The following is a 17,709-nucleotide window of genomic DNA, read 5'->3' on the forward strand; positions in this document are numbered from 1 at the left end:
GCTGGGGAGGTTGACTGGTCATGACCACCCCTCGCGGTCTGTCACCATGGATGACATGGGTCAGCCGGAGAGCGGGGTACACCGGGAAGCAGGGCAGACGGATCTTCCGCCGGGGCAGCGGCTGCAGCGCGGCTGGCCGGTCACCCACTACGGCCCCGTCCCCAAGTTCAAGCCCGACCGCTGGGAGTTCCGGGTCTTCGGGGCGACGGCGGACGGCGACAAGCGGTGCTGGAGCCATGAGGAGTTCTCGGCGCTGCCCTTCGCGACGGTCGTGGCCGATCTGCACTGCGTCACGAAATTCAGCATGCTCGGGGCCGAATGGGGTGGGGTGCCCGCCCGGACGATCCTGGATCTGGCCCCGCCGGCCGAGCAGGTCACGCATGTGATGGTCTGGGCCGAGTACGGCTTCAGCGCGAACCTCCGGCTCTCGGACTTCGCCTCCGACCAGACGATCTTCGCCACCCACAAGGACGGTGAGCTGCTCACCGCCGAACACGGCTTCCCGCTGCGGCTCGTGGTGCCGCACCTGTACGCCTGGAAGGGTCCCAAGTGGGTCCGGGGCGTGGAGTACATGACCGCCGATCGCCGCGGCTTCTGGGAGGAGCGGGGCTATCACAACCTCGGCGACCCCTGGAAGGAACAGCGGTACTCGTACCAGGAGGAGCCGGGGGACGGGCCGGAGCTCTGACTCCTGGGCCCGTACCCCCGTAACCCGTACCTCGTACCCGTATCCCGTATCCCGTTTCCCGTACTCCCGGGGTTCAGTGGTGGTACTGGTGGACCACCGCGTGGCCCTTGCCGCGGCCGATCATCCACTTGTTGACGGGTGTGGTGATCAGGAAGGCGACGAGGAAGGCGAAGGCCAGGGCGCCCCAGAAGAGTGCGTCCGTGAGATGGGCGTCCATCGCGCCGGGGACCAGGAGCAGGACCCCGTTGTCGACGATCTCCATGACGGCGATGGAGAGGGTGTCGGCGGCGAGCGCGACGCCGACGGCGGCCTTCAGGCTCAGCCCCGCGCGGACGACCGCCCACAGGGTGAGTGAGTAGCCGAAGAAGAAGGCCAGGGTGATGGCCAGGATCATCGTCGGGGCGTTGCCCCAGCCGAGCGCGGTGCCGATGATCATGCCGAGGACCTCGCCGATGGCGCATCCCGTCAGGCAGTGCAGGGTGGCCTTCATCGCCATGGACCAGCTGGCCTTGCCGCCGGCGTCGCCGTGGTCCTCGTGACCGTGGTGGCCGTCGTGACCGTGGTGGCCCTCGTGGCTGCCGTGGCCCGTGTGGTCGTGGTGCTCGGTGTGGTCGCTCTCGCGGTGGGCGTGGGCTTCGTGCTGCATGGGTTCCCCCAATGACCGGTGGCGGTTCCTGCTGCCTCTCCAGGAACCGTATACCCCCTAGGGGTATTCCTCAACGGGAAAACTCAGCCCCGGAGCTTCTTCAGCCGCTCCACGTCCGCCACGTGGCCTTCCTTCCCGCCCGGCGTCTCGATGATCAGCGGCACGCCTTCCGCCGCGTGGTGCCTCATGAGCTCGCGGAACGGCTCCTCGCCGATGTGACCGGCCCCGATGTTCGCGTGCCGGTCCTTGTGCGCGCCGACGACGTCCTTCGAGTCGTTGGCGTGGATCAGCTTCAGCCTGCCCTCGCCCACGGTCGCCACCAGCTCGTCGAGCGTCTGCCTCATGCCGTGCGGCCCGGTCAGATCGTGCCCGGCCGCGAAGATGTGGCAGGTGTCCAGGCAGATCCCGAGCTTCGGGTGGTGGTCGAGGGCGTCGAAGTACGGGCCGAAGTCCTCGGCGCGCGAGCAGAGCGAGAAGCCCTGCCCGGCCGTCGACTCCAGGAGCAGGAACGGGTCGTCCGGGTGTGTCAGCTCGTCGAGCAGCGGCCGCATCCGCTCCCGTACCTGCGCCAGCGCCTCCGCGCGCGGACGGCCGGCGGTCGCCGAACCGGTGTGCACCACCACGCCCTTCGCCCCGATCTCGCGGCCCCGGCGCAGCGAGTGCCGCAGCGAGTCCACCGACTTCTCGACGGTGGCCTCGGTGTGGGAGCCGAAGTTGATCAGGTACGGGGCGTGCACCCAGGCCGACAGGGACTCGGCCTCGCACCCGGCGCGGAACAGCTCGTCCTGCGCCGGGTTGCCGACGGGCGTGGCCCAGCCGCGCGGGTTGGCGACGAAGACCTGGACCGTCTCCGCGCCCAGCTCGCGGGCGTAGCCGAGACCGACGGTGGCGAGACCGCCGGCCACGGGGACATGGCCGCCGACGGGGTTGCGCATGAGTTCTTACAGTCCCTTGATCGTGATGGTGACGGTGGAGCCCTCGGGGGCCGTGGTGCCGCCGTCGACGGACTGGCCGGAGACCGTGTCGCCGAGGAAGGGGAAGGTCTTCTGGACCTTCACCTCGAAGCCCGCCCCCTCCAGTTTCGCGCGCGCCGAGTCGGTCGACTCGCCCGTCACGTCGGGGACCTCGATCATCCGCGGGCCCTTGGAGACGGTGAGGACGATCCGGTCGCCCCGGGCGGCCCGGCTGCCCTCCGCGAGCGACTGGGCGGCGACCGTGCCGGCCGGCTCGGCGGAGTGGATCTGCTCGCTCGCGATCTCCACCTTGAGCCCGGCGTCGCGGAGCGTGCGGGTGGCCTCGGCCACCGCGTCCCCGGCCACGTCGGGTACGTCGATCGGGCGGCCCTTGCTGACGACGAGCGCCACGGCCGAGTCCGGGCTGCGCTCGGTGCCGGCCTCCGGGTCGGAGCTGATCACGGCGCCCTGCGCGATGTCCTGGCTGAAAGCGGTCGTGATCAGCCCGGCGGCCAGGCCCTCGTCGGCGAGCAGCCGCTTGGCCTCCGCGAGCGGCTTCCCCTTGAGCCGGGGGACCTTCACGATCTCCGGGCCCCGGGAGATGGTGAGCGTGACCGTGCCGTTGCCCCGTATCCGCTCGCCGGAGGCGGGGTCGGTGGCCATGACCGTGCCGCGCTCGTACACGTCGCTGAACGCCCGCTTCGTCGTGCCGACGTCGAGCCCCGCGTCCGTGAGCCGCTCGGTCGCCTTCGCCTCGGTCTGGCCGAGGACGGCGGGGACGCGTGTGAACTGGCCGGAATTGATGTACCAGACGCCCCCGCCGATCCCCAGGGCGAGCAGCACGGCGGCGACGACGAGCAGCGGCCCGCGCGGCCGGCGCCCACGGTCCCCGCGGCGCTCCGGCCGGCCCTCCGACCCGAGCTCGGGCGGGGGCATGGTCAGCCGGCTGGTGTGCTGGACGGCGTGCTCCGTCTCCCGCCGGTCCTCCTGGGACACGACCCGCGGGATCACGCTGGTCCGGTCCTCCGCGCCCGTACGGTCCTCGGCGTGCGCCTGCGGCGGTACGGCGTCCAGCTGGGCGTCGCCGAGGGCCGCGCGGGCCTCCCGGGTCTGCGCGAGGAGCGCGACGGCGTCGTGCGGGCGGATCTCGGGGTTGCGGGCCGTGGCGCTCGCCACCAGCTCGTCCAGTTCGAGGGCGAGGCCGGGCACGGCCGCGGAGGGGGCCGGAACGTCGGTGTTCAGGTGCTGGTAGAGGACCTGGGCGGGGGTGTCGCCGGTGTGCGGCTTGCCGCCGGTGAGCATCTCGTACAGGACGACACCGCAGGCGTACACGTCGGCGCGGGTGTCCGCGGTGCCGTGCTCGATCTGCTCCGGCGCCAGGTACGAGACGGTGCCCAGGACGGACCCCGTGGTGTTGGTGGCCGAGCCGACCGCCCGTACGAGACCGAAGTCGGCGACCTTCACCCGGCCGTCGTCCCCTATCAGGACGTTCTCGGGCTTCATGTCCCGGTGCACGAAGCCTGCCCGGTGCGCGGCCCCGAGCGCGGCGAGCACCGGCTCCAGGATGTCGAGCGCGGCCCGCGGCCGGAGCGCCCCGCGCTCGCGCAGCACGTCGCGCAGGGTGCACCCGGCGACGTACTCCATGGCCAGGTAGACGTACGCGCCGTCCGCGCCCTGGTCGAAGACCCCCACCACGTTCGGGTGGGAGAGCCGGGCGACGGACTTGGCCTCGCGGATGAACCGCTCGACGAACGTGGCGTCGGTGGCGAGGGCCGGGTGCATCACCTTGAGCGCGAGCACCCGGTCGAGACGGGTGTCGACGGCCCGGTAGACCGTGGCCATCCCGCCGACGGCGATGCGCGCGTCGACGCGGTAGCGGCCGTCGAGCAGCTGCCCGACGAGGGGGTCCTGAAGGGTCGTGTCCACGGCCCCGAGTTTACGAGCCGGTGGGGACCCCCCGCCCCCACCGGCCCCGACCGCAGCACACCTGTGACGCGCGGCACGACCCCGAAGCCGCCCCCCACGGGTCCGAAGAGCCGCCCCCATGCCCCGAAGCCGCCCCCGCGGGTTCAGAACGCCGGGCGTTCCGGGTCCAGGGCCGCGCGGCCGTCCGTCGGCGAGGAGGCCTCGGCGAAGTGCCGACGCGGGATCCGGCCCGCCCGGTGGGCGAGGCGGCCCGCCTCCACCGCGTGCCGCATCCCCTCCGCCATCAGCACCGGATCCTGCGCCCGGGTCACCGCGGAGGCGAGCATGACCGCCGAGCAGCCCAGCTCCATCGCCAGCGCGACGTCCGAGGCCGTCCCGGCCCCCGCGTCCAGGATCACCGGCACACCGGCGCGCTCCGCGATCAGCTGGAAGTTGTGCGGGTTGCGGATCCCGAGCCCGGAGCCGATCGGGGAGCCCAGCGGCATGATCGCCGCGCACCCCACGTCCTCCAGCTTCCGCGCGAGGACCGGGTCGTCGTTGGTGTACGGCAGGACGATGAAACCGTCGTCGACCAGCGTCTCGGCCGCGTCGAGGGTCTCGATCGGGTCAGGCAGCAGGGTCCGCTCGTCGGCGATGACCTCCAGCTTGATCCAGTCGGTGCCGAGCGCCTCGCGGGCCAGGCGCGCGGTCAGGATCGCCTCGCCCGCCGTGAAACAGCCCGCCGTGTTCGGCAGGACGCGGATCGAGAGCCGCTCCAGGACGGAGAGGACCGAGCCCCGGACGGTCGGGTCGAGGCGCCGCATGGCGACGGTCGTCAGCTCGGTGCCGCTGACGGCCAGCGAGCGTTCGAGGATGTCCAGGCTCGGGGCCCCGCCCGTGCCGAGGATCAGCCGGGAGGAGAACTCCGTACCGCCGAGGAGGAAGGTGTCGTCGGACATCGTGCTCAGCCTCCCTGCACGGCGGTGAGGACCTCGACCCGGTCGCCCTCGCCGAGGACGGTCGCGGACCACTGGCTGCGCGGCACGACGGTCTCGTTGACGGCCGCGGCCACACCGGACGGCGCGGCCGTCAACGTCGTGACCAGGGCGTCGAGGGTCGTGGGCGCGGCGAGGACGCGGGCCTCGCCGTTGACGGAGACGGTCGTGCTCGTGGCGGTCATACGGGCTGCTCCTGACGTACGGGGGAGAAGCGGCGGGGAGTGAAGGGGCGGGCCTCGTCGGGAAGCACGCCGGTGGTGAGGAACTCGGCCATGACATCGCCGGTGACCGGCGTGAGCAGCACACCGTTGCGGTAGTGCCCGGTGGCGAGCCGGAGGCCGTCAAGGGTGGTCGGGCCGAGCAGCGGGGCGTTGTCGGGCGAGCCGGGGCGCAGGCCCGCCAGCGTCTCGGTGAGCGGCAGCTCGGTGAGGCCGGGGACGAGCTCGTGGGCGTCGCGGAGCAGTTCGTAGACCCCGCCCGCCGTGACGGTGGTGTCCCAGCCCAGCTCCTCGCTGGTCGCGCCGACCACCAGCTCGCCGTTCTCGCGCGGCACCAGATAGACGTGGCTGCCGCGCACGACCGCCCGGACGGTCCGGGACAGGAACGGCGCGAACGCGGGCGGCACGGTGAGCCGCAGCACCTGTCCCTTGACGGGACGTACGGGAGGCAGCACCTCCTGCGGTACGCCCGCGAGCCGGCCGCTGAGGCTGCCGGCGGCCAGGACGACCTGGTCCGCCTCCAGTGCCGAGTCGTCGGCGAGGGTCACGCCCGTGGCCCGGTCCCGTACCACCGTAAGGCGTTCGGCGAGGCTCCGGTGGAAGACCACCCCGGCCCGCTCGCAGGCGGTGACGAGCGCGGCGGCGAGGCGGCGCGGATCGACCTGGTGGTCCCCGTCGACCCTCAGCCCGCCGCGCACGCCCGGCGCCAGCATCGGCTCCAGGCGGCGGCAGTCGCGGCCGCTGAGCCACTCCGACTCCAGGCCGCAGCGGACCTGCAGGGCGTGCAGATCGCGCAGATGGGCGCGGTCGTCGGCGTCGAGCGCGACGGCGAGCGTGCCGCAGGCGCGGTAGCCGACGTCGTGTCCCGTGGCGTCCTGGAGTTCGGCGACGAACGCGGGGTAGCGGCGCGCGGAGGCGAGGTTGAGGGAGAGCAGCGTCTCCTCGCCGTAGTGGAGTTCGGTGACGGCGGCCAGCATCCCGGCCGCCACCCGGGCGGCCCCGCCGCCCGGCTCGGGGTCCACGACCGCGGTGCTCAGCCCGCGCTGCGCGGACCGCCAGGCCGTGACCAGACCGATGATCCCGCCCCCGATGACGAGAACGTCAGAGGTACTGCGTGTACGCGACATGGGCGTCCAGCCCCTCCCTTCGCCGGCATGACCCGGATCAGGTTCGTACGGTCGGAGGCCGGTCAGCCTCCCTCTCAGCCCGGTGCGTCCGGGCTCCCGCGAGTGCTCTACGTTGACCGTCAGCCTAACCCCCGCCTCCGACACCCAGTAAGGGAGCCTCCACCGTGCCGCGTTCTCTCGACGGTCTCGTCCTCGCCCCGGTCGCCGACCAGGCCCCCGGTCAGGTGGGCACGCGGACCCGGTTCACGTACCACGAGGAGGACGGCCGGATCTGGGCCGAGTACGCGGGCGGTGACGTGGTCCGGGGGTTTCTCGTCGGCACGCGCGCGGGGGACCGGCTCGACTTCCGGTACGTGCAGCTGAAGGTGGACGGAACGACCTCTTCCGGGCATTGCGTCTCCACCGTGGTGGAGCTGCCGGACGGTCGCGTTCGGCTGGAGGAGAGCTGGGCATGGGAGTCCCAGGAGGGCTCCGGCACCAGTGTCGTGGAGCAGCTGTCTTCCTGACGGTGTGTCAGATACGTAAGGTGATCGGGTGAGCGAGCAGAAGCAGGCACAGCAGCGGGTCGTCGTCGTGGGCGCGGGGATGGCGGGGGTGCAGACCGCCGTCGCCCTGCGCGAGCAGGGCTTCGCCGGAGCGGTCACCCTCATCGGGGCCGAGCCCCACCAGCCCTACGACCGGCCGCCCCTCTCCAAGGCGGTCCTCCTCGGCAAGGCCGAGGACTCCGCCTTCGACGTCGACTTCGAGGCGCTCTCCATCGAGCTCCGCCTCGGCCTCGACGTGACGGGCCTGCGCGCCGACGCCCACGAGATCGACACCGAGGCCGGACCCGTCCCGTACGACGTCCTCGTCGTCGCCACCGGCGCCGAACCCGTCACCCTGCCCGGCACCGAGGGTGTCCCCGGCGTCCATCTGCTGCGCACCCTGGACGACGCCGCCCGCCTCAAGCCCGTCCTGGAGCGCCGCCACGACATCGTCGTGGTCGGCGCCGGCTGGATCGGCGCCGAGTTCGCCACCGCCGCGCGCGAGGCGGGGTGCGCGGTCACCGTCGTGGAGGCCGCCGACCGCCCGCTCGCCGGCGCGCTGCCCGCCGAGGTCGCCGCCCCGATGGCGCGCTGGTACGAGGAGAGCGGCGCCGAACTCCTGACCCACGCGCGCGTGGAGCGGATCGAGCCCGGCACGGTCCACCTGGCGGACGGCCGACGGCTGCCCGCCGACGCGGTCGTCGTCGGCATCGGCGCCCGGCCCGCCACCCGCTGGCTCATCGGCTCCGGCATCGCCCTGGAGAAGGACGGCTCCGTCACCGCCGACGACCGGCTGCGCACCTCCCTGCCCGACGTGTACGCCGTCGGCGACTGCGCCTCCTTCCCCTCCGCCCGCTACGGCGCCCGGCTCCTCGTCCACCACTGGGACAACGCGCTCCAGGGCCCGCGGACCGTCGCGGCCGACATCATCGGCGAGACCCCGCAGGTCTACGACCCGGTGCCGTACTTCTGGTCCGAGCAGTTCGGCCGGTTCGTGCAGTATGCAGGCCACCACGCCGGAGCCACCGAGCTGGTCCGACGGGGCGACCCGGCCGACCCGTCCTGGTCCGTCCTCTGGCTGTCCGACGGCGCCCTCGTCGCCCTGCTCGCCGTCGGCCGCCCCCGCGACCTGGCCCAGGGCCGCAAGCTCATCGAGTCCGGCGCGCGACTCGACCCCGAGCGCGCCGCCGACCCCGCCGTCCCCCTGAAGGCGGCAGTCGTCCAGCCCTGACTACCGACTGTCGGTCCGGGATGGCAGGCTTGTCCCGTGACCGAGATTGACGCAAGAACCGATGCTCTCGTCCCCGCCTGGCTCTACCTCCCCGACATCGCGGAAATGCTCGATGTCGAGGTGACGCGCGTGCGGCAGCTGGTCAAGGAGGGCCAGCTCATCGCCGTACGACGCGGCGAGAACAAGGCGCTCCAGGTGCCCGCCGCCTTCATCGACGGCGACAAGGTGGTCAAGGGCCTCTCCGGGACCCTGACCCTCCTGAAGGACGACGGCTTCAGCGACGAAGAGATGCTGGAGTGGCTCTTCACTCCCGACCCGACCCTGCCGGGCACGCCCGCGCAGGCCCTCAGCGAGAATCGCGGCACGGAGGTGAAGCGCCGCGCCCAGGCGCTCGCCGTCTGACGCACCGAAGTCACCACAGGAGGCCCTGGGGGGCCGGGTCCGCCCGGCCCCCTCGGACCGCCCGCACCCAACGGGGGGAAGCACCCATGTCCACGCCTCGCGAGCAGCTCGCCGACGCCCGCCTCTACCTCTGCACGGACGCCCGCAGGCGCCAGGGGGACCTGCCCGCCTTCCTCGACGCCGTGCTCTCCTCCGGCGTGGACATCGTGCAGCTGCGCGACAAGGGCATGGAGGCCGGCGAGGAGCTGGAGCACCTCGCCGTCCTCGCCGAGGCCTGCCGCCGGCACGGCAAGCTCCTCGCCGTGAACGACCGGGCCGACGTCGCCCACGCCATCGGCTCCGACGTGCTGCACCTGGGCCAGGGCGACCTGCCCGTGCCCGCCGCCCGGGCCATCCTCGGCGAGGACGTGCTCATCGGCCGGTCCTGCCACGCCGAGTCCGAGGTCGACGCGGCCGCCGCCGAGCCGGGCGTGGACTACTTCTGCACCGGCCCCTGCTGGCCCACCCCCACCAAGCCCGGCCGGTACGCCCCCGGCCTCGGTCTCGTGCGGTACACGGCCGCCCTGGAGCAGGACCGGCCCTGGTTCGCCATCGGCGGCATCGACGAGACCACCCTCGACGAGGTCCTGGACGCGGGCGCCCGCCGGATCGTCGTCGTCCGCGCGATCGCCGAGGCCGACGACCCGGCCGCCGCGACGGCCCGCCTGGCCAAGCGCGTCCGCGAGCGCTCCTCGTAACGCCTGAGGTCGGGCAAGGGCCAGGCGAGCGAGGTCCGGCGAGGGCGGCCAGGCAGGGTCCGGCGAGGACTCGGCGAGGCCCGTGGAGGTGTCGGCCCCGCGATCCGGCGGCTGTCCAAAACGGTGTCCATCACTCGGACACCGCTTCGCCGGTCGCAGCACCCCGTCTAACCTGCCGGTATGGCCCTCGGAACCGCTTCCACCCGCTCGGACCGCGCACGCACGGTCCGCGAGATCCTCGCGTCCGGCAAGCCGTCGTACTCGTTCGAGTTCTTCGCGCCCCGCACCGAGAAGGGCGAGCGGAGCCTCTGGAACGCCATGCGCAGGGTCGAGGCGGTCGGTCCGAGCTTCGTCTCCGTGACGTACGGGGCCGGCGGCTCCACGCGCGGCGGCACCGTCAAGGCCACCCAGAAGATCGCCGGCGACACCACCCTCACCCCCGTCGCCCACCTCACCGCCGTCGACCACTCGGTCGCCGAGCTGCGCAACGTCCTCGGGCAGTACGCCGACGCCGGCATCCGCAACATGCTGGCGCTGCGCGGCGACCCGCCGGGCGACCCGCTGGGGGAGTGGATCGAGCACCCCGAGGGAGTCCGGTACGCCGCCGACCTCGTCCGGCTGATCAAGGAGTCCGGCGACTTCTGCGTGGGCGTCGCCGCCTTCCCGGAGATGCACCCGCGGTCCACCGACTGGGACACGGACATCCGTCACTTCGTGGACAAGTGCCGGGCCGGCGCGGACTACGCGATCACCCAGATGTTCTTCGATCCCGAGAACTATCTGCGGATGCGCGACAGCGTGGTGAAGGCCGGCTGCGAGACGCCGATCATCCCCGAAGTCATGCCTGTTGTGAACGTGAAGACACTCGACCGGCTGCCCCAGCTGAGCAACGCTCTCTTCCCGGCGGATGTGAAAGACCGCATCCTCGCCGTCAAGGACGATCCGGCCGCTGTACGCTCCATTGGCATCGAGTTCGCAACGGAGTTCTGCGCGCGGCTGCTCTCCGAGGGTGTCCCCGGACTGCACTTCATCACGCTGAACAACTCCATCGCGACGCTGGAGATCTACGAGAATCTCGGACTGCACGTGCAGTCGTGACCGGCGTACCCGCCCCAGACCCGCGGCGGTGGCCGTAGGAGAGGGGCGGGCATGGGGTGGACGGTCCTCTACATCGCGTTCGGTGTCGTCGCGTTGTGGCTGCTGGGTGAAGTGCTCCTGCAGTACAAGGCGAGGCTGCGCTGGCGCGTGCTGGCCTTCTGCGGCTTCCTCGGCGTCGTCCTCGGCGTGCTGATGCCGTCCGTCGCGGTGATCATCGCGGGCGCGGTGGCGTTCGCCGTCGGCCAGACCTATGTGACGCTCTCCTTCCGCCGTGGCTTCTCCACGGGCTGGGCGATCGGCGGCAACCCCGGCGCGAGCCGCCGCCGCAAGTCGTCCGCCCCGGCCGCCGAGGCCGGCCCCACGCTGGAGGTCACCGACCTCTCCTACGAACCGGTCGACCCCGCGCCCGCCGAGACCACGTCCGTCTACGAGCCGCTGCCGATGCCCGACGACACCGGCCAGTACGGCGTCTACACCCCCGCGTACGACCAGTCCCAGGCCCAGCAGGAGACCCCGCAGCACTCCTACGGGGGATACGACGGCGGCTACGGCGGCTACGAGCAGCACCCGGGGTACGGGCAGCAGCCCGGCTACGAGCAGCCGGGCTACGACTACGACAGCGGCCGGCAGCAGTACGCCGCCTACTCCGACCCGTACATCGGCCCGAGCACGGACGGCCAGCAGTACGCCGCGTACGACTACGGCACCGGCGGCCAGCAGCAGTACGCGGACCCGTACGCGCCCTCGTACGCCTACGACACTCCGCCCGGCGGGGTGTGGGTGCCGCAGCAGCGGGACGGCGAGCAGCCCGCCCAGCCGCCGCAGCAGGGCCAGGAGTTCTACGGCTACGACAACGACCAGCAGTACCGGTACTGAGAGGTACGCCGGCTCCCCGGCTCGCCTCTACCGGGAGCCGCGGAAGTCGTCGCCCTCCACGATCAGCCCGGCGACCAGCGCACCTGACATGCCCGCGTGGGCGAGCCCGCCGCCCGGGTGGGACCAGCCGCCCGCGAAGTACAGGCCCGGCAGGGTCGAGCGGTTGGCCGCCGGCAGGTACCGGCCCCGGCCGCCCGCGAGCGCCGGCCCGGGGACCTCGGCGGCGCCCGTCTCCCGCAGGGTGTCCTCGGGGGTGCGGACCTCCTGCCACAGCAGCCGCTCGCGGAGCCCCGGCACGGCGGACTCCGCCGCCGTGACCATCTGCCCGGCGATCTCCGCCCAGTCGTACTCGGGGTACAGGTTCGCCGTCGTCGAGAGCGTCACCGACTCGTGGTCGGCGTCGGGGCGCAGCGCCGGGTCGTCGGGCCGCAGCACGGTCACCGTGGGCCGGTCCCCGGCCGCGTGCACCACCGTGCGGTGCGTCGCCCCGGCCTCGCGCGCCCCGCGCAGGGCCAGACACACCGTCAGCCGGCCCGTCGTGTCCGTCTGGTACGAGGGCCGGTCGTCCTGGCGCTCCCAGGTGACGACCTGCTCACGGTGGAGCGTGGGCACGGGCGCCCCGGCGACCACGTGGTCGGCCGGCACGATCTCGCCTCCCCCGGAGCCTTCGGCCCGGGAAGCGCCCCCCGCCAGCTCGACCCCGACCGCCCGGCCGTCCTTCTCGACGACCTCCGTGACGGCGGTGTCGAAGACGAACTCCACCCGCCGCTCGAGGCACCGCTCGTACACCGCGTCCGCGAGCGCCCGGATGCCCCCGCTCACGTACCAGGTCCCGAAGGTCTGCTCCATGTACGGCAGAACGGCGGCCGAGGCGGGGGCGGTGGCCGGATCGAAGCCGTACGCCCAGGCGTACGCGTCGAGGAGCGCGACGAGCCGGGGGTCGCGCAGCTCCCGCGCGCCGACCTGCGCGAGCGTGGTCGTGGGGCGCCGCAACAGGCCCGCCTTGAGCGCCGGGTACGGCTCCCGGGCGAGCGGTGAGGTGTCCGCGGCCTGCGGCTCCTCCAGGAGGGGGCGGCGCGTGCGGTCCCAGGCCTCGCGGGCCCGGCCCAGGAAGTCGCCCCAGCGCTCGCCCGCGCCCGCGCCGAGCGCCGCGTCCAGGGCGGAGACGGTGCCCGCCCGCGAGGCGTTCGGCAGGTCCACGCGGGTGCCGTCGGCGAAGACATGACGGCTCGCCGGGTCGACCTGCGTCAGCTCGACGAGGTCCTCCAGGGGCTTCTTGCCGGTCTTGACGAACAGATCGCGGTAGACCGCGGGCAGGTGCAGCAGACCGGGGCCGGTGTCGAAGCCGAACCCGTCCCGCTCGAAGCGGCGCACCGCACCGCCGTACGTCCCGCCGCGTTCGTACACCGTCACCCGGTGGCCCGCCACGGCCAGCCGGGCGGCCGCCGCCATGGCGCCCATCCCGGCGCCGATCACCACAATCCGTGCCATGCCAGTGACCCTATCGGCCACCACCGACAGCCCGGTCGAGTGCCCCGATCAGCCGAGTGGCCCGAGCAGTCGAGTGCCCCGGTCAGTCGGGTGGGGACGAGCTCCTGGCCTCCGCGGCGGCGGCCAGGCGACGCTCCTCCCGGCGTTGCGCCCGGCGGCGCAGGAAGCGGCGGATGCTGTGGGCGAGGAAGATCAGTATCACCAGGCCGAGCACGAGCAGGACGGCCGCGATGATCGCCGCCGCCTGCGGGTTGAACATCGCGAAGGTGATGATCCCGGCGACCCCGAGGTCCTCGGCCGTGCTCATGGCGATGTTGGAGAACGGTTCGGGCGAGGTGTTGATCGCCATCCGCGTCCCGGCCTTGACGAAGTGGCTCATCAGGGCGGTCGAGCCGCCGACCGCGCCCGCCGCCAGGTCGGAGAGCGAACCGGACTGCCCGGCGAGCAGGGCGCCGACCACGGCGCCGGCCACCGGCCGGATCACCGTGTGGACGGAGTCCCAGACGGAGTCGACGTAGGGGATCTTGTCCGCCACCGCCTCGCAGAGGAACAGCACTCCGGCGGCGATCAGGACATCGGTGCGCTGCAGCGACTCGGGCACCTCGTCGGTGAGACCGGTCGCGCCGAAGACGCCGAGCAGGAGGACCACCGCGTACGCGTTGATCCCGCTCGCCCAGCCGCTGGTGAAGACCAGGGGGAGTACGGACACGCCCGCGATCGTAACCAGGTCTGAGTATCCGTACCTAGGGGGCGAGATGAGTAGGTACGCGGATGGGCTCCGACCTGCGGGGACGAGAGAGTGGAGTCCACGGAAGGGGCGCGGCTCCGGGACCGCCGACACGGGGTGGCGGAACGGGGCCGCGCGCCTACCGGCACGGGGGTGCACACGGGGGCACGGGGGTGCACGGGGGTGCAGGAAAGGGCGAACGGCGAGGCTCGGGGGGATCGAGCCTCGCCGTTCGTCGTGTTTCCGGGGGTGCGGGGGGTCCGGAGCGGGGGTCCGCCCGGCCCTCCGCTTGGGGCTAGGGTCTTTCGTTTGGATCATGCCGGGCTCGCGGGCCCTGGCACCGCGCCTCGCCGCGTTGTCGTCGGTCGCCAACGCTCCGCGTTGACTCCCTCCTCCGCCTTGCGATCCACGGCACCAGACCCCGCTCCCTGATCCGGCCTGATCCAAACGAAAGACCCTAGCGCCCGCCCACGCGCCCGTGCAGCAGCCGGGACAGGGCGCTGTGGACGTCGTCGAGCGAGCGTTCCCGCTGGAAGGCCTGCCAGTCCAGGGCGGCCACCAGGACCATCCCGACCAGCGCCGCGGCCGTGAGCGGAATGTCGATCTCCGTGCTCAGCTCGCCCTCCTCGACGCCCTCGCGCAGGACGCCCTCCACCACGGCGACCGCCTGCTGGCGGACCACCAGGAGGGTCGAGTTCCAGGCCCGGTTGGTGCGCCAGAGCTCGGCCACGTACAGCTGGGTGAAGGCCGGATAGCGGTCGATGAAGACCAGGCCGGCCCGGATCATCGCGTCCAGCGCGTCGATCCGGCTCCCGCCCCGCTCCGCCGTCTCCTCGGCCGCCGTCCGCAGGGAGGCGGTGAGCAGCCCGACGCCGTGCCGCAGCAGCTCCTCGAAGAGCTCGGTCTTGCTCTTGAAGTTGTAGTAGACCGTGCCCTTGGCGACCCCCGCGCGCTCCGCGATCTCGTCCACCGTGGTCGCCGAGAAGCCCTGCTCGGCGATGAGCGTGACGGCGGCCTCGTAGAGCTTCGCGCGCGTGGCCTGGCGTCTGGTGCTGCTGCTGTCCATGGGCTCGATTCTCACAGGTTCCGGAGGTCTCACAGGCTCAGGTCGGGGTGCAGCCGGTCGAGCGTCCAGACCTGCTTGCGCCGGGCCGACACGGCCGTGAGCGCGAGCGCCCCGAGCGTGAACGCGGCCAGCACCGCGACCGCCTGCCACACGGGTCCGATCCCGCCGCCCGAGATCAGCCGGCGCAGTGACTCGACGACGTAGCTCATCGGCAGGAAGGGGTGGATCGCGTTGAAGAAGCCGGGGCTGGTCTGCACGGGGTACGTGCCGCCGGCCGAGGTCAGCTGGAGCATCAGGACGGCGAGCACCAGGATCCGGCCCGCCGCGCCGAAGCGGGCGTTGAGCCACTGGATGATCGCGGCGAAGCAGCAGGTCACCAGGGCCAGGAAGCCGACCGTTCCGGCGGCCCTGGCCATCTGCAGGCCGAGACCCCAGTGCAGGACCGACATCAGGGCCGCGACCTGGAGCAGCCCGATGGCCGCGACGGGCAGCCAGCCGGCCAGGGCGATCCGCCAGGCGGAGGCGCCGGCGGCGAGCGCGCGCTTGTTGAGCGGCTGGATCAGCATGTACGCCACCATCGCGCCGACCCAGAGGGAGAGCGGGATGAAGTACGGGGCGAAGCCGGTGCCGTAGTTGGGCGCCTTGTGGAGCGACTGGGAGGCGAGTTCGACCGGGTCCGCCATGACCTCCGTACGCCGGTCGCGGTCGTCCTTGTCGTAGTCGGGGATCTTGGCGACCCCGTCCTTGAGGCCGGTGGCGAGCTCACCCGAGCCGTCGGCCAGCTTGAACAGACCGCCGTCGAGGTCGCCGGCGCCCTTCTTGAGCTTGCCGACGCCGGTGTCGAGGCTGACCGAGCCGGTCTTCGCGCTGGTGAGGCCGGTGTGGAGTTCGTCGGCGCCCTTGGCGACCTTCTGGGCGCCCTCGTTCAGCTTGTTGATCTTCTTGACGGCGTCCTCGAGGTCGGTGTCGAGGTGCGGGGCGGCCTTGGCCACCTCGGCGGCCTGGTTCTGGACGTTGGCGAGCTTGGCGTCGAGCTTCTTCAGGTCGCCGTCGCTGTCCTTGGACAGCTCGTGGAGGTCGTCGGCGATCTTGGCCACGTCGCCGGCCGAGACCTTGGCCTCCTTGAGGACGTCGCAGGCCTTGGTGTCGGGCAGCGGGTTGTCGACGCACTGCTTCTTGTGGAGGGCCGCCAGCTTGTCGTCGGCCAGGTGCGCGGCGGTCCGGGCGAGCGGGGCGCGCCGGACCACGTCGGCCAGGTCGTTGCGGACGGCCGTCGCCGCGTCGCCGACCAGCCGGGCGGTGTCGCCGATCGTCTTGCCGTTGTTCTTCAGGTACGGGCGGACCTTGTCGGCCGTGCCGTTGACCTTGTCGGCGAGCTCCTTCGTACCGGCGGCGACCTGCCGCGAACCGGTCTCCAGCTGGCCCGCGCCCTTGTCGAGCTTCTTCAGGCCGCCCGCCAGGTTCCCGCTGCCGCTCTTGGCGTCCTTCAGGCCGTCGGCCAGGTCCTTGGAGCCCTTCTTGGCCTTGTCCACGCCGTCCTTGACGTCACCCGCGCCCTTGGCGGCCTCCGCGGTGGCGTCGTGGATGTCCGAGAAGGAGATGAAGATCTTGTCGAGGAAGGAGCGCGAGGACTTGGTCGAGGCGGCGGTGCGCACCTCGGAGAAGACCGTCCGCGAGATCTGCCCGACGATGTAGTTGTTGGCGTCGTTCGTACGGACCTTCAGCGCACCGGTCTCGGGGGAGTCGCCCGAGCTGGAGGCGATCCGGGAGCTGAAGTCGCTCGGCATGGTCAGCGAGAGGTAGTACGTCCCGTCCTCCACGCCCTCGCGGGCCTCGGCGTCGCTCACCTGGTGCCAGTCGAAGACCTTGCTGTCGAGCAGGTTCTCGGTGATGTCGTCACCGGCGTTGATCTTCTTGCCGTCGGCGGTGGCGCCCTTGTCGTCGTTGACGAGCGCGACGGGTATCCGGTCGAGCCTGCTGTACGGGTCCCAGAAGGACCAGAGGTACAGCGCGCCGTACAGCAGCGGCAGCAGCAGGATCGCGACGAGCGCGGCGCGCGGCAGCTTCCCCCTGCCGAACCGCTTCAGCTCAAGCGCGGCCAGTCTCGGCGATCGCATCGGCTTCCCCCTCCTCGGTCGTGTCTTCGTCGGTCGCGTCTTCTGCGGCGGTGTCCGCGGCCGTGTCTTCCTCGGCGACGGTGGTGACGGTGGCGACGGTGGTGACGTCTGCGGCTTCCGCGGCTTCTGCGTCTGCCGTGTCTGCCGTGTCTTCCGTGGTGTCGTCCGTCGCGTCCTCGACCGCGTCCTCGGCCGGGCGTGGTGCGGTGGTGATCTTCAGGGCGCCCTCGGGGGCCTCGCTGCACACGGCGAGGACGGTGGTGCCCGCGTCGGCGATCGAGCGGAGCAGCTTCCAGGCCTCGGCCCGGTCGGCGTCCGAGAGCTTCAGGTCGGCGTCGTCGAGCGCGAGCAGCCGGGGCCGGCCGATCAGGGCCAGGGCCACGGAGAGGCGCAGGGCCTCCAGGCGCTCCAGGTCGCGTACGGAGGTCCGCTCGGCCTTCGGCAGGGTGTCCAGGTCGAGCCCGGCTGCCTCCAGGGCCGCGTCGATCCGCGCCCTGGTGGCGGCGGCGCGCTCGGCGGGCGGCCGCAGCAGGGCCCGGACGGCGCCGTCGTAGCGGCGCTGGAGCAGGGCGCGTTCGCGCAGGTGCTCGGCGACGGTGAGCGAGGGGTCGAGATCGCTGACCCCGGGCACCGGGCCGAGCGCGCTGATCCGGCGCACGGCGGCCATCTTGCGGGGCAGCGGGAGCCCGGCGACCTCGGCGTGGCCCTCCTGGGGCTTCATCCGGCCGGTCAGCGCGAGCAGCAGACAGGTGCGGCCCGATCCGGACGGGCCCTCGATCGCGACGAGCGCGCCGGGTTCCGCCCGGAAACCGACCTCGCGGAAGGCCCAGCCGCGCGGCCCCTTCAGCCCGAATCCGTCCGCGACGACGGCGGCGCCGTGCGGCTCCTCCGGGTTCGCTTCCACC

The 17,709-nt window shown here is 72.5% G+C and carries 18 protein-coding genes and 1 riboswitch; of the genes, 7 read left to right on the forward strand and 11 right to left on the reverse strand.

Annotation, left to right across the window (positions count from 1 at the left end; translation table 11 throughout):
• The first annotated feature begins 55 nt into the window (after window positions 1–55).
• Window positions 56–688, forward strand: coding sequence for a sulfite oxidase-like oxidoreductase (locus tag ACGFYP_RS24590; protein WP_393497363.1), 633 nt, complete (start codon window positions 56–58; stop codon window positions 686–688).
• Window positions 689–761: 73 nt separating this feature from the next.
• On the opposite strand, the gene ACGFYP_RS24595 is transcribed toward ACGFYP_RS24590, so the two are convergent.
• The 6 genes from ACGFYP_RS24595 to thiO all read right to left on the reverse strand — a co-directional run bounded on the left by ACGFYP_RS24595 (window position 762) and on the right by thiO (window position 6,535).
• A complete protein-coding gene (locus ACGFYP_RS24595; protein ID WP_393497366.1) occupies window positions 762–1,334 on the reverse strand; it encodes a DUF4396 domain-containing protein in 573 nt (190 codons plus the stop codon).
• Window positions 1,335–1,417: 83 nt separating this feature from the next.
• A complete protein-coding gene (locus ACGFYP_RS24600) occupies window positions 1,418–2,269 on the reverse strand; it encodes a deoxyribonuclease IV (RefSeq protein ID WP_393497369.1) in 852 nt (283 codons plus the stop codon).
• A gap of 6 nt (window positions 2,270–2,275) precedes the next feature.
• A complete protein-coding gene (gene pknB, locus ACGFYP_RS24605) occupies window positions 2,276–4,213 on the reverse strand; it encodes a Stk1 family PASTA domain-containing Ser/Thr kinase (RefSeq protein ID WP_393497372.1) in 1,938 nt (645 codons plus the stop codon).
• 143 nt (window positions 4,214–4,356) lie between these two features.
• The gene (locus ACGFYP_RS24610; RefSeq protein WP_393497375.1) at window positions 4,357–5,151 is read right to left on the reverse strand and encodes a thiazole synthase; all 795 of its coding nucleotides are present in this window, start codon (window positions 5,149–5,151) and stop codon (window positions 4,357–4,359) included.
• A 5-nt stretch (window positions 5,152–5,156) separates the two neighbouring features.
• Window positions 5,157–5,372 carry a sulfur carrier protein ThiS gene (gene thiS, locus ACGFYP_RS24615; RefSeq protein ID WP_361961678.1) on the reverse strand — a complete coding sequence of 72 codons (216 nt, stop codon included), beginning with the start codon at window positions 5,370–5,372 and terminating at the stop codon, window positions 5,157–5,159.
• On the reverse strand, window positions 5,369–6,535 hold the full coding sequence (thiO, locus tag ACGFYP_RS24620; protein ID WP_393497379.1) for a glycine oxidase ThiO: 1,167 nt from the start codon (window positions 6,533–6,535) through the stop codon (window positions 5,369–5,371). Before thiO ends, thiS begins: the two co-directional genes overlap by 4 nt.
• Window positions 6,533–6,645, reverse strand: a riboswitch (TPP riboswitch). Its footprint overlaps the gene before it by 3 nt.
• Window positions 6,646–6,699: 54 nt before the next feature.
• Here thiO and ACGFYP_RS24625 point away from each other — a divergent pair.
• From ACGFYP_RS24625 to ACGFYP_RS24650, 6 genes are all read left to right on the forward strand, one after another.
• On the forward strand, window positions 6,700–7,041 hold the full coding sequence (locus ACGFYP_RS24625) for a hypothetical protein (protein WP_393497383.1): 342 nt from the start codon (window positions 6,700–6,702) through the stop codon (window positions 7,039–7,041).
• Between the two features lie 79 nt (window positions 7,042–7,120).
• A complete protein-coding gene (locus ACGFYP_RS24630; RefSeq protein WP_393497866.1) occupies window positions 7,121–8,290 on the forward strand; it encodes an NAD(P)/FAD-dependent oxidoreductase in 1,170 nt (389 codons plus the stop codon).
• A gap of 36 nt (window positions 8,291–8,326) precedes the next feature.
• On the forward strand, window positions 8,327–8,692 hold the full coding sequence (locus ACGFYP_RS24635) for an Rv2175c family DNA-binding protein (protein ID WP_361961671.1): 366 nt from the start codon (window positions 8,327–8,329) through the stop codon (window positions 8,690–8,692).
• An 86-nt stretch (window positions 8,693–8,778) separates the two neighbouring features.
• Complete coding sequence (thiE, locus tag ACGFYP_RS24640) at window positions 8,779–9,429, forward strand: thiamine phosphate synthase (RefSeq protein WP_393497387.1); 651 nt, start codon at window positions 8,779–8,781, stop codon at window positions 9,427–9,429.
• A 180-nt stretch (window positions 9,430–9,609) separates the two neighbouring features.
• Window positions 9,610–10,527 (forward strand): methylenetetrahydrofolate reductase [NAD(P)H], encoded by a 918-nt coding sequence (gene metF / locus ACGFYP_RS24645; RefSeq protein ID WP_361961667.1) that lies wholly within the window; start codon window positions 9,610–9,612, stop codon window positions 10,525–10,527.
• A gap of 51 nt (window positions 10,528–10,578) precedes the next feature.
• Window positions 10,579–11,403, forward strand: coding sequence for a hypothetical protein (locus ACGFYP_RS24650; protein ID WP_393497392.1), 825 nt, complete (start codon window positions 10,579–10,581; stop codon window positions 11,401–11,403).
• A 27-nt stretch (window positions 11,404–11,430) separates the two neighbouring features.
• Here the strand turns inward: ACGFYP_RS24650 and ACGFYP_RS24655 are convergent, their stop codons facing one another.
• From ACGFYP_RS24655 to ACGFYP_RS24675, 5 genes are all read right to left on the reverse strand, one after another.
• Window positions 11,431–12,894, reverse strand: a complete 1,464-nt coding sequence (locus tag ACGFYP_RS24655; protein WP_393497394.1) for a phytoene desaturase family protein — start codon at window positions 12,892–12,894, stop codon at window positions 11,431–11,433.
• A gap of 82 nt (window positions 12,895–12,976) precedes the next feature.
• Window positions 12,977–13,603, reverse strand: a complete 627-nt coding sequence (locus tag ACGFYP_RS24660) for a DUF4126 domain-containing protein (protein ID WP_361961661.1) — start codon at window positions 13,601–13,603, stop codon at window positions 12,977–12,979.
• A gap of 475 nt (window positions 13,604–14,078) precedes the next feature.
• Window positions 14,079–14,687 carry a helix-turn-helix domain-containing protein gene (locus ACGFYP_RS24665; protein ID WP_361961659.1) on the reverse strand — a complete coding sequence of 203 codons (609 nt, stop codon included), beginning with the start codon at window positions 14,685–14,687 and terminating at the stop codon, window positions 14,079–14,081.
• Between the two features lie 29 nt (window positions 14,688–14,716).
• On the reverse strand, window positions 14,717–16,804 hold the full coding sequence (locus tag ACGFYP_RS24670) for a YhgE/Pip family protein (protein WP_393497399.1): 2,088 nt from the start codon (window positions 16,802–16,804) through the stop codon (window positions 14,717–14,719).
• A complete protein-coding gene (locus ACGFYP_RS24675) occupies window positions 16,776–17,708 on the reverse strand; it encodes an ATP-binding cassette domain-containing protein (RefSeq protein WP_393497403.1) in 933 nt (310 codons plus the stop codon). Before ACGFYP_RS24675 ends, ACGFYP_RS24670 begins: the two co-directional genes overlap by 29 nt.
• Window position 17,709 lies beyond the last annotated feature (1 nt).

It is taken from the genome of Streptomyces sp. NPDC048370 (assembly GCF_043200825.1).
GTDB lineage: Bacteria > Actinomycetota > Actinomycetes > Streptomycetales > Streptomycetaceae > Streptomyces.

What these genes read in the sequence shown, in the direction of transcription:
- ACGFYP_RS24590 (WP_393497363.1), top strand. Translation starts at nt 56, where the DNA reads ATGGGTCAGCCGGAGAGCGGGGTACACCGGGAAGCAGGGCAGACGGAT.
- ACGFYP_RS24595 (WP_393497366.1), bottom strand. Translation starts at nt 1,334, where the DNA reads ATGCAGCACGAAGCCCACGCCCACCGCGAGAGCGACCACACCGAGCAC.
- ACGFYP_RS24600 (WP_393497369.1), bottom strand. Translation starts at nt 2,269, where the DNA reads ATGCGCAACCCCGTCGGCGGCCATGTCCCCGTGGCCGGCGGTCTCGCC.
- ACGFYP_RS24610 (WP_393497375.1), bottom strand. Translation starts at nt 5,151, where the DNA reads ATGTCCGACGACACCTTCCTCCTCGGCGGTACGGAGTTCTCCTCCCGG.
- thiS (WP_361961678.1), bottom strand. Translation starts at nt 5,372, where the DNA reads ATGACCGCCACGAGCACGACCGTCTCCGTCAACGGCGAGGCCCGCGTC.
- thiO (WP_393497379.1), bottom strand. Translation starts at nt 6,535, where the DNA reads ATGTCGCGTACACGCAGTACCTCTGACGTTCTCGTCATCGGGGGCGGG.
- ACGFYP_RS24630 (WP_393497866.1), top strand. Translation starts at nt 7,121, where the DNA reads ATGGCGGGGGTGCAGACCGCCGTCGCCCTGCGCGAGCAGGGCTTCGCC.
- thiE (WP_393497387.1), top strand. Translation starts at nt 8,779, where the DNA reads ATGTCCACGCCTCGCGAGCAGCTCGCCGACGCCCGCCTCTACCTCTGC.
- metF (WP_361961667.1), top strand. Translation starts at nt 9,610, where the DNA reads ATGGCCCTCGGAACCGCTTCCACCCGCTCGGACCGCGCACGCACGGTC.
- ACGFYP_RS24650 (WP_393497392.1), top strand. Translation starts at nt 10,579, where the DNA reads ATGGGGTGGACGGTCCTCTACATCGCGTTCGGTGTCGTCGCGTTGTGG.
- ACGFYP_RS24655 (WP_393497394.1), bottom strand. Translation starts at nt 12,894, where the DNA reads ATGGCACGGATTGTGGTGATCGGCGCCGGGATGGGCGCCATGGCGGCG.
- ACGFYP_RS24665 (WP_361961659.1), bottom strand. Translation starts at nt 14,687, where the DNA reads ATGGACAGCAGCAGCACCAGACGCCAGGCCACGCGCGCGAAGCTCTAC.
- ACGFYP_RS24670 (WP_393497399.1), bottom strand. Translation starts at nt 16,804, where the DNA reads ATGCGATCGCCGAGACTGGCCGCGCTTGAGCTGAAGCGGTTCGGCAGG.